Origin of the sequence: Bartonella sp. CL162QHHD (assembly GCF_042195435.1) — a bacterium.
In the GTDB taxonomy this organism is placed as follows: Bacteria; Pseudomonadota; Alphaproteobacteria; order Rhizobiales; family Rhizobiaceae; genus Bartonella.
The window spans coordinates 141,391-154,128 of record NZ_JBHIOG010000088.1 but is presented as its reverse complement, the minus strand read 5'-3'; the positions used below and the strand labels follow the sequence as shown (position 1 = coordinate 154,128).

12 protein-coding genes and 5 pseudogenes are annotated in these 12,738 nt (G+C 37.2%); 6 read left to right on the top strand and 11 right to left on the bottom strand.

The genetic code is table 11. The features are described from left to right. Window positions 1–638: 638 nt before the first annotated feature. A pseudogene (locus tag ACFILD_RS09540) lies at window positions 639–2,087 on the bottom strand (phage terminase large subunit family protein); the annotation flags it as partial. Continuing rightward, on the bottom strand, window positions 2,080–2,661 hold the full coding sequence (locus tag ACFILD_RS09535) for a hypothetical protein (RefSeq protein WP_375665190.1): 582 nt from the start codon (window positions 2,659–2,661) through the stop codon (window positions 2,080–2,082). The gene ACFILD_RS09535 and the pseudogene ACFILD_RS09540, both read right to left, overlap by 8 nt. A gap of 94 nt (window positions 2,662–2,755) precedes the next feature. Between ACFILD_RS09535 and ACFILD_RS09530 the strand changes: the two genes are divergently transcribed. Beyond that, a complete protein-coding gene (locus ACFILD_RS09530) occupies window positions 2,756–3,802 on the top strand; it encodes a Fic family protein (RefSeq protein WP_375665188.1) in 1,047 nt (348 codons plus the stop codon). 64 nt (window positions 3,803–3,866) lie between these two features. On the opposite strand, the gene ACFILD_RS09525 is transcribed toward ACFILD_RS09530, so the two are convergent. From ACFILD_RS09525 to ssb, 7 genes and pseudogenes are all read right to left on the bottom strand, one after another. Then, window positions 3,867–4,145: a hypothetical protein gene (locus ACFILD_RS09525; RefSeq protein WP_375665186.1), complete on the bottom strand. Its 279-nt coding sequence runs from the start codon at window positions 4,143–4,145 to the stop codon at window positions 3,867–3,869. Between the two features lie 89 nt (window positions 4,146–4,234). Beyond that, a pseudogene (locus ACFILD_RS09520) lies at window positions 4,235–4,966 on the bottom strand (antA/AntB antirepressor family protein); the annotation flags it as partial. Window positions 4,967–5,568: 602 nt separating this feature from the next. Further along, window positions 5,569–6,207: a hypothetical protein gene (locus ACFILD_RS09515; protein WP_375665185.1), complete on the bottom strand. Its 639-nt coding sequence runs from the start codon at window positions 6,205–6,207 to the stop codon at window positions 5,569–5,571. Window positions 6,208–6,705: 498 nt separating this feature from the next. Beyond that, window positions 6,706–7,101, bottom strand: coding sequence for a type II toxin-antitoxin system HicB family antitoxin (locus ACFILD_RS09510; RefSeq protein WP_273790990.1), 396 nt, complete (start codon window positions 7,099–7,101; stop codon window positions 6,706–6,708). Further along, window positions 7,098–7,309 (bottom strand): annotated as a pseudogene (locus tag ACFILD_RS09505) (type II toxin-antitoxin system HicA family toxin). Before ACFILD_RS09505 ends, ACFILD_RS09510 begins: the two are co-directional and overlap by 4 nt. A gap of 67 nt (window positions 7,310–7,376) precedes the next feature. After that, window positions 7,377–7,913 carry a hypothetical protein gene (locus ACFILD_RS09500; protein ID WP_375661051.1) on the bottom strand — a complete coding sequence of 179 codons (537 nt, stop codon included), beginning with the start codon at window positions 7,911–7,913 and terminating at the stop codon, window positions 7,377–7,379. 11 nt (window positions 7,914–7,924) lie between these two features. After that, the gene (gene ssb / locus ACFILD_RS09495; protein WP_375661050.1) at window positions 7,925–8,371 is read right to left on the bottom strand and encodes a single-stranded DNA-binding protein; all 447 of its coding nucleotides are present in this window, start codon (window positions 8,369–8,371) and stop codon (window positions 7,925–7,927) included. Between the two features lie 408 nt (window positions 8,372–8,779). On the opposite strand from ssb, the gene ACFILD_RS09490 reads away from it, so the two are divergent. After that, a complete protein-coding gene (locus ACFILD_RS09490; RefSeq protein ID WP_375661049.1) occupies window positions 8,780–9,349 on the top strand; it encodes a hypothetical protein in 570 nt (189 codons plus the stop codon). Here ACFILD_RS09490 and ACFILD_RS09485 read toward each other — a convergent pair. Continuing rightward, window positions 9,346–9,837 (bottom strand): hypothetical protein, encoded by a 492-nt coding sequence (locus tag ACFILD_RS09485; RefSeq protein ID WP_375665183.1) that lies wholly within the window; start codon window positions 9,835–9,837, stop codon window positions 9,346–9,348. The genes ACFILD_RS09490 and ACFILD_RS09485 overlap by 4 nt on opposite strands. Continuing rightward, window positions 9,806–10,099 (bottom strand): helix-turn-helix domain-containing protein, encoded by a 294-nt coding sequence (locus ACFILD_RS09480; RefSeq protein WP_375657577.1) that lies wholly within the window; start codon window positions 10,097–10,099, stop codon window positions 9,806–9,808. Before ACFILD_RS09480 ends, ACFILD_RS09485 begins: the two co-directional genes overlap by 32 nt. Before the next feature lie 87 nt (window positions 10,100–10,186). Between ACFILD_RS09480 and ACFILD_RS09475 the strand changes: the two genes are divergently transcribed. The 4 genes and pseudogenes from ACFILD_RS09475 to ACFILD_RS09460 all read left to right on the top strand — a co-directional run bounded on the left by ACFILD_RS09475 (window position 10,187) and on the right by ACFILD_RS09460 (window position 12,406). Beyond that, on the top strand, window positions 10,187–10,540 hold the full coding sequence (locus ACFILD_RS09475) for a helix-turn-helix domain-containing protein (RefSeq protein ID WP_004859838.1): 354 nt from the start codon (window positions 10,187–10,189) through the stop codon (window positions 10,538–10,540). 271 nt (window positions 10,541–10,811) lie between these two features. Then, window positions 10,812–11,186, top strand: a pseudogene (locus ACFILD_RS09470) (hypothetical protein). Between the two features lie 64 nt (window positions 11,187–11,250). Next, window positions 11,251–11,685 (top strand): antA/AntB antirepressor family protein, encoded by a 435-nt coding sequence (locus ACFILD_RS09465; protein WP_375661046.1) that lies wholly within the window; start codon window positions 11,251–11,253, stop codon window positions 11,683–11,685. Continuing rightward, window positions 11,678–12,406, top strand: a pseudogene (locus ACFILD_RS09460) (Rha family transcriptional regulator). The gene ACFILD_RS09465 and the pseudogene ACFILD_RS09460 overlap by 8 nt, the downstream one beginning before the upstream one ends. Window positions 12,407–12,738: the final 332 nt, after the last annotated feature.

Below are 12,738 nucleotides of genomic sequence, written 5' to 3'. Positions count from 1 at the left end.
TAACTTTTAAAACGTTTTTAGTACCAAATCTAAAGTAGATAGTAATTCTACTGCCATGGCATTATTTGCCTCCATTTTTTTATGGAAGCGAATAGTTCCGTTCTTCAAAACTAGCCTGCAATCTATTCATTAAAAGGCTTTTGATTTCATAAGATATAAAAGACCTCTTTATCGTTTTCTAAACTTTTAGACAGCGTTTTAAAAGCGATCTTGTCCTTAATCCTTTTATGCAATCTTTAAAATGTTCGCTGTTATGATGATGCTGTTATGACAGCTCTCTATTTTACGCTTCTAATTTTGAGAACTGTAATTTTATGTTTTTATCATGTGATTAACAATCCAATCTTTAAAACAAGATGGGATCTTTAAACGTATGCGATTTGTGCTGTGATAAAAACGTATCATAAAATTTATGAACTGTTATGAATGATAACTGCTTTTCATTTCATATGAACGTTTACATGCGTTATAATATTTACATTATGATTTGCTTTTTATGGTCTATTCATACATGGCAATCTTATATAAAAAATGGTCAAATGAATCATGCATAAAAAGATGGATTCTTGAGTGGATTCATATAAAATAATTGCACACAAACTATTGACTTTATTGTGTTTTTTGATATGATACCGAATTCTACTTGGACGGCGTGGCCATACCGCACGCCATCCCGCTTGCCCCTTAATTCCCCAGATACGTCGTCCCTCACGGGGGCGCACGTAATTATAAACCGCTTGTGTGTGTCCACCACCGGTATCAATACAAGCAGCTGTTATCCTAATTCCCTCTTTATAGCCTGTATGTGGCCAGCGTTTTGTAAGGTATTCATCCAGCTGGTCCCATACTTCAAAAGAAGAGGGATCACCAAGGATAACTTGATAATCAATATGCCAACTTTCTTCACTGCGTCCCCATCCAACCACTTCAAGTTCTAAGCGGTCATTTTGCACATCAATACCCGCTGTCAACAACACGGCTTGTTCTGGTGCAAGGGGATAATCTTCGCGTTTTGCATAGAGGCTATCTGGGTCAACAACTTCGCCTGTTCTGTCCTCCCATGGCTCTCCAAGCACTGTATTGACAAAAGGCTGTAGAAGAGCTGGATCATCCTTGGCATTTAAAAACTCTCTTGCGCATTCCCCCCAAGTAAGCCAAGGGGAATAGAGTGCCGAAATATGATAAGAACGCAAATTGGGTCTGCTTGATTCACTGGTTGGTACCCAACATGCTCCTCGTTCTTCACACATGAGATCTGTTTTTCTGTGCTCGGCATGTTCATGGCCACAATGGGCACAAACAAACACAGCTTTTTCGGGGGCGCCTTTTGGCCACTTAATTTGTGACCAAACAATGGGCTGTAGAACACCACATGCATCACAAGGCACGTTGTAATATCGCTGGTCTCCTAGCACAAAATCCTTGGCAATACGGCTTGTGTCACGGTGGGTGGGTGTGGACAATTTAAAGATCTTTCGTTGTACAAAGGTTGAGGTACGCTTTTCAGCGATCATCACCGGATCACCTTCGTTATCCACACTGAGAGGATAACCATCCACTTCATCTAAAATCAGATAACGAATAGGCATGGAACGCAAACCAGCAGCACTGTTTGCCCCTGTAAGCATCAGTGCACCACCATCAAACTCTTTCGAAAACATTGTATTACCACTGTCGCGTGCCCGCGCTGGGGCAATGCGTTCGCTTAAAGCAGGGCTTGCCATAATCATAGGATCAAGCCGCGTCTTTGAAAGCTTTTTGGCTGTCTCAACCGTTGGCATCACATAAAGAGCAGGTCCTGGACTATAATGAATAGCATAACCGCAGAAATTTAATCCTGCCTCTGACATGCCAACTTGCGCCCCTTTCATGACAATAGTTGTTTCAATTGGCACGTAGGAGGAAAGGTTATCCATGATTTCGCGCAAATAGGGGGTCCGCTTTGTTCTCCACAATCCAGGTTCAGCACTTGCTACCGTGCTAAGGTATCTATTCTTATCCGCCCATTGCGAAACCGTGTACGGTGGGTCCGGTTGTCTTGCATTATTGGCATGGGCGAAAAATTCTGTAACAGCATTCTCATCCATTATTCGTTTCTTGCAAGTTCTCTAACTCTGGAGAATGAGGATCATGAAAAGGCACTGGAATATTAACCGCCTCAAGTAAAGCGGTTCTCATAGTGTAATCAATAGCACCAATAAGGCTGGCAGCATCACATCCAACTTGTGCAGCAATGCTTGCACCAAAACGATGCGGAAAATTCAACATAGCGTCACGGTGTGCTCTTCCAAACTCACGGGCTGCTCTCTTGACTTCTTCACGGTCAACGGTTGTTTCGCGTAAGCGTTCAAGTGCAATCTTTTCGCTTTCAAGCGCAACTTGCATTCGCTCCAGTTTTATCTTGTATTCATTGGCTCCATCTGTAGAGGCTTGTTTGATCTTTGTCCGCGGTTGACCATCAGGCGCTAAAAATGGAGCAGGGCGCTTTGTTGGATTCTCATTCCAGATGCTTGTGGCAAGGGCTTCATTGACAGAACCATCTTCAAAAAGAGCCGCATCAAATTTACCTGTCTTTATCCGTGAAACCACCGCATTATGTGAAACACCCATCTTCTTCGCGAACGCACGAACCGATATCCCCTCACGATTCTTCTTATTCATAGTTGCTCCTTGCCTTCTTCTCTGCCATAAGAAGTAAGAGTTTACTGTGTTACGAATGATTGACAATCGGGTATAATCGGGTATATATTCCGGTATGAAAACAGATACACTCCAAATTACACAAAAATTGTTGGCTCTCATTACTGAGATTGATGAGTTCAAAGGGGCATGGCGCGCTCTTGGTACTCTTGCACCTGAGCGATTGAACGCCCTTCGCCATATTGCTACTGTTGAAAGTATTGGATCTTCTACACGCATTGAAGGGAGTAAGTTAACAGACCGCGAAATCGAACAGCTTTTGGTAAACTTAGAAATTAAACGTTTCAAGAGTCGTGATGAACAAGAAGTTATCGGTTATGCCAAGGTTATGGAAACAATCTTTCAATCTTGGAGTGATATTTCTATTACTGAAAACCATATTAAACAACTTCATCGTGATCTTTTGTGTAATAGTGAGAAAGATCAACGACATCGAGGTGAATATAAGACTGTACGCAATGATGTAGCAGCATTTAATTCTCAAGGAAAAATGGTTGGCATTGTTTTTGAAACAGCTACACCATTTGATACACCATACCGAATGCAAGAGCTTATTACTTGGTTCAATAAAACCAATGAATTAAATGATCTTCATCCTTTACTTACGATTGGTATTTTTAATGTAACATTTTTAGCTATTCATCCTTTTCAAGATGGAAATGGACGTTTAAGCCGTATCTTAACCACCCTTCTTTTGTTACAAAAAGGTTATGTTTATGTACCATATTCATCACTTGAAAGCATTATTGAGAATAATAAAGAAAGCTATTACTTAGCTCTGAATCAGACTCAAAAAGCAATTTATACTAAAACACCCAATTGGGAACCTTGGATACTCTTTTTTTTACGTGCTCTACAAAAACAAAAACGCCAATTAGAAATAAAAATAGAGAGTGAAAAAAATGCTCTTTTTTCCTTATCTGAATTGGCTCTTAATATTCTTGATTATGTGCGTAATCACGGACGTGTTACAACCCGCGATATGGTGCGTGAGGTTGGTGCAAGCCCTAATACACTTAAAGTAACTTTTACATCATTAGTTGAAAAAGGTCTTTTGATACGTCATGGTGGTGGACGATCAACTTGGTATAGTGCACCTTAATTTTATTACCTTCTTAACCACCTCCCCATTGTTGAGAACGGGGAGGGGAGTTCTATTTTTTTAATTAAGCAACCTTTTTAATGGGGCTCTCCAAATTTGGTTCGTAAGCTTTTAACAAAGGCTCCATAATCGGGGGAGGTTTTAAGGTTCCAAAATTTGTAATCATTGCCAAAATTCTGAGTGCATTTGGTGATTCATCTTGAAGTTTTAAAATCAAAGCTTTTTCTATTGCATCCATGGTCTCAATGAGAGCATTAAAAGCCTTATCTTCGACATCATCCCGATCAGAAAATTGAAACAAAGCCATCCCTAAATCACATAAAAAGTCGATACTGGTGTTCATTGTACACCTCCATGGATTTGTTCTCTCAAACATGCCAATCCTTTTGGTGTGATTTTCGTTGAAGGTAGTACCTTTTCTGTCCCATCTNATTGTACACCTCCATGGATTTGTTCTCTCAAACATGCCAATCCTTTTGGTGTGATTTTCGTTGAAGGTAGTACCTTTTCTGTCCCATCTGGTCTTTGAATGGTAATAGCGGGACAATCCATAAATCCTTTCTTGATCTTGTCCTGATAAGGTAACAGAGGCGCCCCTGGAGCCCGTCGATACACCCAATCATGTTTACGCAAGTAATCTGTTAAGTCCTTTGGTCTTACTTCCAACATCTTTGCTGCTTCAATCAGACCGAACAAACCATCAGAGCGTTTTAAACCTTCCAAAGCTTTTGCTTTTGGCGCTAATTCAGCAATGGTGTTATCCTTTTGCTCGATTTGGCTTTGTAGATGATTCAAGACGCCAAGCAATGCCTTCGGTTTGGAGTAGTCAACTTGTGGTGTTGCTACTTGCTTCAAAAGCCGTTCACATTTGATAAAATATTGACGAGCTTCATGTCCTTTATCGTTACGCTCTATCATGGAAAGGTGTTTAGCCATGTCTAAGGTGAGGTAGTATTCTATGCTTGGGCGCCCACCTTTTTCTAAATTTTTAGAAAAACCTATAAAGTCTATATTTTCTCGAAAATTACATTCTTTAATGCGATTTTTAATCCAGTCTGCAAACTTTGATGTAATTTCCAAAAATGCGTGCAATTCACGCGCATTAACAGTTTGAACAGTTTCCTGATCAATAACCTGTTCTGATATTTCTATAAGTGTGTTCATAATGAACTCCTAGTTGTTAGAGGTTTCTTAATGACACTCTAAAAGAGTGCCGGGCGCTAAGAAACACGGCAACTAGCCCGTCGTTATGCTTTCCCCGAAAGGGTATTATATGGCATAACCACACCCGACAATATTATTATATGCATGTAGCATACAATGAGTCAAAGCTTTTAAATTGCGGAAAACGAGTTATTTCGGCAACCAATCCGCTAGTTGTTTTAAGGTGTTTCTTAGGCACCTGATTCGAAGATACCTATTACTGTAGAATTGTCAAGTAATAAAAATTACTTTTTGCTAAGAAAACGTTTCACATACTGTACTTCACATACTGTACAGTGTACATATTGAAATTGTTATTTATCAATGAGTTAAGTGTACAATGTACAGTTGATTTGAAAATTCTGTCGCTAGCGGTAGTTCGCGCTCGCCTGCCCCGCAACGAAGCCAACCCGCTGGGAAGTACCTTTTGCATTGATTTTATTGTATTTTTTCTGGAAAAAGCGAAGCATAAGTGATAATCTGTTTTTAAAATTGCAATAAGAATATGTAATTCCTAAACTCATAAGGATATGGAATATATAGATAAAGCTTGAGAACATGATTTAGCCTTTCTTATTAGCAGCGTATTCTTGACGTTTAAGTTGTCTCTGTATGTTTTCAGTTAATCTTTCATTGGCATATTGTGCAATAGCACTTGCAATCTCTGGCTTGGACATCACTTTAGCAATTGAAGGTCCTTCTTGTTTTGCAATGGGGAATTGATCTCCGTCATCTCTTTGAAACACATTCCCTCCCATTTTCAATTCAACACGCTTTGGAAAACTGCCTCCCTTGATAAAACCATGGGGTAAGATTTCTTTCTTTCCAAACAGTGTGTAAGTTACGCCGCGTTTTGTTTCGTTTACTTTAAAAAATTTAAGAGGTATTGGTGTTCCAGAACCAATGATATCTGTCTCAAGAAACCTTGCTGTCGCCTTTTCTTTAATATAAACACCTCTTCTTATACGCTTTATTTGGGCTGATGAGATGTCTGCAACTTGCTTTTCAGTAAAGCGTTCAACTTGTTTTGCTGTTGTCTTGACACCAACAAAAGGTTTAGCAGCATTTGCACGCTTGAGACGTGCGTAGACTTGATTGGAAACTTCAACAAATGGATTATTGGGTGTTGATGGTTCAAAGCGAACAGTGCTTTTATTGTCTCCAATAACACACATTGGCTTAGTGATGACAGCTTTCATCATTGCTCCTTTTGAGTCATAATTAATGACATCATTAGTCAAATATTAATTTTTGTTATTTGAAAAATTGATTAGCCAGAACTAGCAAGAAAACAGGGCTTTCTAGCCACATTTCAAGTTCACATTTTACTGAATTTTTAAGGGATATTTTTGAATTTTAGACGCAATTCAACTAGTGCCGTACTGTCATTCAATACTATTTTTTACACCATGTCAACAAAAAAATCTATATTTTTTATTTTAAAATAGAATATATAGATTTTTCTAAAACATTTTAGATTTTATAAATTATTGTGAAATTATTATAGGAGGGAAAGACAATGACAGGTCCAGAAATATTAGATGCCATGTATATAATATCAATGATAGTTATATCCCTCTTAACTATAGCGTTTTGTTTGCCTGCCGCCTTTTGATTTTCATTAATAGTTTTCGGATCATATGCAATTACACGCTTTTGCAAAAAAAATCGAGAGTGAGAAATTTTTCCAGATTGATGAGCTAAATATTAAGCTCGTGACGGGCTGCTGTTGCCAAAAAAGCAGATCTTGTTAAACCTCTCTCTTGTGCACAATTATCAATTGCACGTAAAAGCCCTCGTTCAATTGATATATTTGTGCGTACCACTTCTGCATCATTTTCAATAAAGGGGACTTGTATTAAAAAAGCTCCTTCTGACAAAGCCGTTTTGACAGATTCCCGTTGTATGACGTCTTCAAATTTTGAAGGAATAGGCACTCTATCTATATCTTCACAATAAAGTTGGAGTGCTTCTGTTGCATTTGCGATTAAATTTTCTTCCTCATCAGCAGCGGAAAAAAGTTCCTCAAAATCAGGAAACTGAACACCAAAAGCAGAGTCTTCATCTTTATGAACAAGAGCAAAAAATCTTTTCATTCTTCTTCTCCTTCTTTTAACCAGCCTGCTTGTTGTGCGATAGAACGTGCTGTACCAATCGGAAGATTTTTTTAGGATGTGGAACGATAACAACCTTATCATCTTTCTATACATATTTTTTAAATTTATGATGAGAACCTTTTACTTTGATAAGTTCAAAGCCATCACGCTTTAATTTTGCAATGATTTTTCGGTTATCTTGTTCCATTACCTAAACTCATAATATGTAAATATATACACATTTTAATGATTTTTCATCTGATGTCAATTCTTTTTTAACGGCTAAAATGCTTATGAAGCGCATTAAGAACAATACGCAAAGAACTAACAAGATGTGTTAGCGATTGATCTTCTATAACAAGATATTGTAATGCAGCATAAAGATTATACTGTCTATAGAGGTGTTGTGTTTCTTTGATAACCTCTTTCGTCTCTTCATAACAATGAGTTGCTCTTTCAATCCACCGTTTTTGTGCCTCCTCATTTGATGAAGGAGTAAAGTTATCATAAATTGCATTAGGCAATGCTTTTGCACATAGGTAATTGTTTTTCACTTCAAGATATTTTTGCGCATCATTATATTGGTCTTGATTGATTTCGCCTTGCAAATAAAGCCGCCCGATATAGGTACCGGAAAGCGGACTTTTAGCCTCTTCTATGGTCAAGCCAAAGCGTTTGGCACGCATTTCAATTGCCAATTTATCCATGGGTTCATGCGGTGTTTTTGCTCGTGAGATGCGTCCGTTTGGTTCTCTCACACCCCCCTTAATCCGAGGACGACCACGTTTTGCACGTTTTTTTCTTTTTGTCATATTTTTTTCAATCAGAATGGGACGCTATCGTTAAGAGCTGTTCTATAATCTTGAGCACCTGAAGCGATAGCATAATTTTGAGAAGTAATGGGTGAAGGGAATGCCGATTGCTCTTTTTTTGCATCAAGCAAATACAACTCGCCTTTGAATTGTGGTAAAATAATCTCTGTTGTGTAACGGTCATGCCCATTTTTATCTTGCCATTTGCGTGTCTGTAATTTGCCTTCTACGTAAACCTTTGAACCTTTGTTTAGATATTGAAGTGCAATTTTTGCTAAATGTGGATTAAAAATCATAACAGAATGCCATTCAGACTTCTCTACTTTTTGATGTGTATTTTTATCTGTATAGCTTTCAGAAGTTACCATACGAAAATTAACCACTTCTGCTCCAGAATTCATTGTTTTGCTTTCGGGATTAGCACCAAGGCGCCCGATTAAAGTCACTTTATTTAGCATATTTGTAGCCCCATTAGATTAGCAATTTATATATACAAAATCTTAGCATAATTTGCTTATTTTTTCAATTATTTCAAAAGTATATTATTGTTTTTTAACATATAAAATTATGTTTACGGTGTATAAAATAAGGAGATCAAGGTATTTTATTTTGCAAGCAGCGTTTCTTTTCCGTTCTCACCATGAATTCCTTGAACACTGTTAGATCTTGTTGTGAAAGACACTTACAAACGTGCTAATAATTTCACGGTTAAGTGGATCAGAAGAACTCATTATAAAATTCTTTCGGCAAATATCAGCCTCTTTTCTTAAAAGAGAAGCCATGTTTTGATCTAAAGCGTACAGCTTTATGATCTTTTCTTCCATTCCTACTAGAACAGCTGCAAAAAAACGAGAAGAAGATAGAGAATGGATAAGCAAGCAATATCGACAAAAGATCTTGCCAAATGGTCAGAAGAACATATTAAAATTTTGTTAGATAACAAAAGAGTAGAGGATTTAAGAACGCCACCTTCCATATATATAACTGGACCCCACTTGCCAACAAAAGGCAAGTGGACGCTTCTTTGTTTAAAGATAAAAAACAATGCACAAACTGTCATCCACGTTTTAAATATAAAGCTAAAAGATGGTTCTCGTTTTATTCTTGGATATGGCATCATATACAAACCTGAAACAAGATGGTGGCAAATGCAATCACCATATGTTAATCCTGATGCCAGTCCAACGTCACACAAATCACGCGGCCGCTGTGAGGAAGCAGAGAATTTTCGAACGGGACAAGAAATCGATGTTAATATTTCTATAGCTCCCTCAGAAGATAAGTACACAGGAATCCTTATTTTTGTAGCAGCGCGTGAAGAAGATATAAAAGCCCAAGTTACTTTAATCATTACTCATACATCCCCATTGAAACCAGAAACAACAATGACTGTAACGACACAAACCAACCTCATAGACTTTAAAAAATTGGATTAACTCAGATTCAGACACACACTGCATGCATCATCTATTAATTCAATTTCTTCTTTTCTTTTTTCGATGAGTTTATCCCTTAAGAAATCAAGCTTACTTTTGACTAAGGCTGTAAACAAGATCAGCTCATTTAAGCGATAAAAAGATGACAACTCTTGAGAAAAATAATTATCAAACCAAGTTGTAAAAGCTTGCGTAAACACAGATAAAAACCATTGATTAAAATCATCGTACGGAAATAACGGAAAATATTTTCTATCATCACGCGCAAAGATACTATGCAGCATATAGACAAGAAAACCTGTTGATGAGGGATCTATCCTTATTTCAAAACATGCATCTTCAGGCGAACGGAGACCATAATATATGGTTTCCTGTCCAATCTTATTAACAAGATCAATCAACTGGACTTTGCTTATAGTGATCTGTGGGACATCTATCATCTCTGATCTTTCTTCTTTAAGAGTGTGAAGGGTGCTGTTGATGTTCATTCTTTTCTTCATATTGAGATTGCAACATTTCATTTTGTTCACATGGCTTCATGCAAACAGTGGAACCCTTGACAAAAGAAGGAGTTGGAGGAGATTGTTCATTCCATAACGCTTCGAGAAGATATGCAACGGCTCCTCTTGAAGGAACACCATATTTTTCCCAACGCCATACTGTTGACTTGTTGACGCCTAACCGTGCTGCCATTTCTTTCAGAGTTAAATTCAGATTTTTACGTAACTGTTTTACTGCTATTTTTCCCATAAAAAATAATATGCATTATGAGCACTTAAAAGTCAAGTCGAAATGCATACCAATTATATGCAATATGAATATATTAAGGAGATAAAAATGCTTAGTAACACGATAGACCAATCTGCTAGATTAATAAAAGCGCGTTTAGCGCGTGGTTTTAGAAGTGCTAAAGAAGCAGCTAGATATTTTGGCTGGAACTACTCTAGCTATATACAGCATGAACAAGGATTAAGAGGAATATCACGGGCATCTGCGAAATATGCAAAAGCATTTAGAATTAGTGAAGGATGGTTATTAACTGGAGAGGGAGAAGGCCCCTCCTTTCCAATTCCTGCCACAAAACAAACTGTTGATGAGCAAATTATTAATCTACTGCAAAAAACAACTCAACCAGATAAAGAAACAATTCTTCACCTTTTAAATCGCCTGCATGCAGAAGAAAAAAAATAAAAGCTTTTTTCTTTCATTACTAAATGTAGAAACCAGATGCATTATTTTGTTATCTAATTCTATATCACTTTTTATTGTTTTCATAACCATTCACCTTCCCCTTTCATGAGAATCGTCATTTAGAAAAAATCTTCTTACAAGATTTTTATACCGTTAAAAATAAAATACACATAACGCATATTTTATTGTTGATAAGTATGCATTATGCGTATTTATATATTCCATAAACCACGCACAAACAATCGCCAAGAGGTGTTAGGGAGGAAAAATTATGGATAAGCCAATTCTTATAAATTCCAATGAAATTTTATTAGTTGCCTACGATAAAGATCAACACATTGCAGAGTCTGGACCACTTGATGCAAGCCAAATTCTAAGCATTGTTGATGAGGTAGATGATGCAATCCAAATCTTTCGCATCAATCCTTCTGAGAATAATTGTGAAGATATCTCTGAAGAAATTGCAGAAGCATATGTAAAAGAAAATATCGAACATCTCCATGAGGATAGTGAGGTTTATGACTTTGTACGCGAAAGTGATGTTTACCAATAACTTTTAGACGAGATCGCAGACGAAAAATATAATGATGAGATTTACGGTACTTACGAACAACAACACCGTTTGCGTGTATGTGATGTGCTTTAAAATCTGAGGGCGCATTTAAAAGCGCCTCCTTTCATTCAACAATCCCACCAATATGAGGTCTGTAATGGAAAAGCTTCTTGCTACTCAATACAATATTATTCAGCATCAAAAGGTTCAAACTATTAGCGTTCGTGATTTATATACCTTTTTAGAGGTAAAAACCGAGTTTAGAAAGTGGATAACAAACTGTATTAAAGAACTTAGCTTTAGAGAAGATGTCGACTTTGTACTTTCTACTAAAGAATTATCAAACTCCTCACGTGGAAATCCTTTTAAAGATTATGCTCTCACTTTAGACACAGCAAAACACATTGCCATTTGTGAACCTGGTCTCAAAGGTAAACAAGTGCGTGAATATTTTCTGAAATGCGAAAAAAAAGCAAATTCAAAAATCGATTATTCAAATCCTGAAACATTAGAAGATTTCTTAAGACATCTAAGACAGCAAATTAAGCACAATGACAATGTTGCCACAACGAACGGAGTGAAGCATGCATAATTTTATCACAACATCTGAAAGAAATTTTCAAAACACAACAGTTCAAACGATGTCTAGTCGTGAAATTGCAGAGTTATGCGGTAAGCAACATGCGCATATTATGCGTGATATTCGACAAATGTTAGGAGAATTATATCCTGAAGGGGGTCAATCCAAATTTGGATCCACCTATTTAGATAAACAGGGTAAGCCCCAAAACTGTTACAACCTTCCTAAACATGAATGCCTCATTTTAGTTTCTGGTTACAGCATGACATTACGTGCTAGGATTATAGACCGTTGGCAAGAATTGGAAAAGCAAGCAGTAATACCACAAATCGACTACTCAAGTCCTCAAGTTATGCTTGGTGTTTTAACGTATCTCAAAAATGAAAATGAACAAAAAGATAACATTATTGCAAATTTAAAACCAAAGGCAATGGCTCTTGAAAGCTTACAGCGTCATAATGGACTCTTTGGTCTTACAGAAGCCGCTAAAATACTCGAGATGAAACCAAAACAGTTCATTCTCTTCTTACAGAAAAAAGGTTGGGTTTACAGACGAGCAGCAGGTGAAAATTTGCTTCCTTATTAAGACAAAATCCAAAAGCAACTTATGGATTGCCCAACCATTACACTTAAAACCGCAAATGGAATAGAAAAAGTCATTCCTTGCGCAAAAGTCACAGCAAAAGGAATTGGTGTGCTGTCTCAAGAGCTTAAAAGACAAAGCATGCATTAAGAGGAGGTTATTATGATAAAAAAGAAATACGAACTGACTGATGAAATCGATATAGTTTATAAGCGCCGATTTTTTAATTTTTTATTTGACAAAATACTATCAGTATGTCTATTGTCAAATCATGTGCCTAGAAAACACCTTAAAATACCAAGCGGATTGGTTGCCGAAATAATCAGTCTTCTGAACATTAAAGATTTTGACTCATTATATGCTGTAGCATATAACGGTCTTGTCGGGTGTAGTTACACTATACAATACCCTCACGGGAAAGGTGTGACGACGGACTTGGTACCGTGTTTTCTAGCACCCGGCACTCTTTTAGAGTGTCAATA

What these genes read in the sequence shown, in the direction of transcription:
- ACFILD_RS09510 (WP_273790990.1), bottom strand. Translation starts at nt 7,101, where the DNA reads ATGAAAAGATTTTTTGCTCTTGTTCATAAAGATGAAGACTCTGCTTTT.
- ssb (WP_375661050.1), bottom strand. Translation starts at nt 8,371, where the DNA reads ATGCTAAATAAAGTGACTTTAATCGGGCGCCTTGGTGCTAATCCCGAA.
- ACFILD_RS09490 (WP_375661049.1), top strand. Translation starts at nt 8,780, where the DNA reads ATGGATAAGCAAGCAATATCGACAAAAGATCTTGCCAAATGGTCAGAA.
- ACFILD_RS09530 (WP_375665188.1), top strand. Translation starts at nt 2,756, where the DNA reads ATGAAAACAGATACACTCCAAATTACACAAAAATTGTTGGCTCTCATT.
- ACFILD_RS09535 (WP_375665190.1), bottom strand. Translation starts at nt 2,661, where the DNA reads ATGAATAAGAAGAATCGTGAGGGGATATCGGTTCGTGCGTTCGCGAAG.
- ACFILD_RS09485 (WP_375665183.1), bottom strand. Translation starts at nt 9,837, where the DNA reads ATGAACATCAACAGCACCCTTCACACTCTTAAAGAAGAAAGATCAGAG.
- ACFILD_RS09515 (WP_375665185.1), bottom strand. Translation starts at nt 6,207, where the DNA reads ATGATGAAAGCTGTCATCACTAAGCCAATGTGTGTTATTGGAGACAAT.
- ACFILD_RS09480 (WP_375657577.1), bottom strand. Translation starts at nt 10,099, where the DNA reads ATGGGAAAAATAGCAGTAAAACAGTTACGTAAAAATCTGAATTTAACT.
- ACFILD_RS09500 (WP_375661051.1), bottom strand. Translation starts at nt 7,913, where the DNA reads ATGACAAAAAGAAAAAAACGTGCAAAACGTGGTCGTCCTCGGATTAAG.
- ACFILD_RS09525 (WP_375665186.1), bottom strand. Translation starts at nt 4,145, where the DNA reads ATGAACACCAGTATCGACTTTTTATGTGATTTAGGGATGGCTTTGTTT.
- ACFILD_RS09465 (WP_375661046.1), top strand. Translation starts at nt 11,251, where the DNA reads ATGGAAAAGCTTCTTGCTACTCAATACAATATTATTCAGCATCAAAAG.
- ACFILD_RS09475 (WP_004859838.1), top strand. Translation starts at nt 10,187, where the DNA reads ATGCTTAGTAACACGATAGACCAATCTGCTAGATTAATAAAAGCGCGT.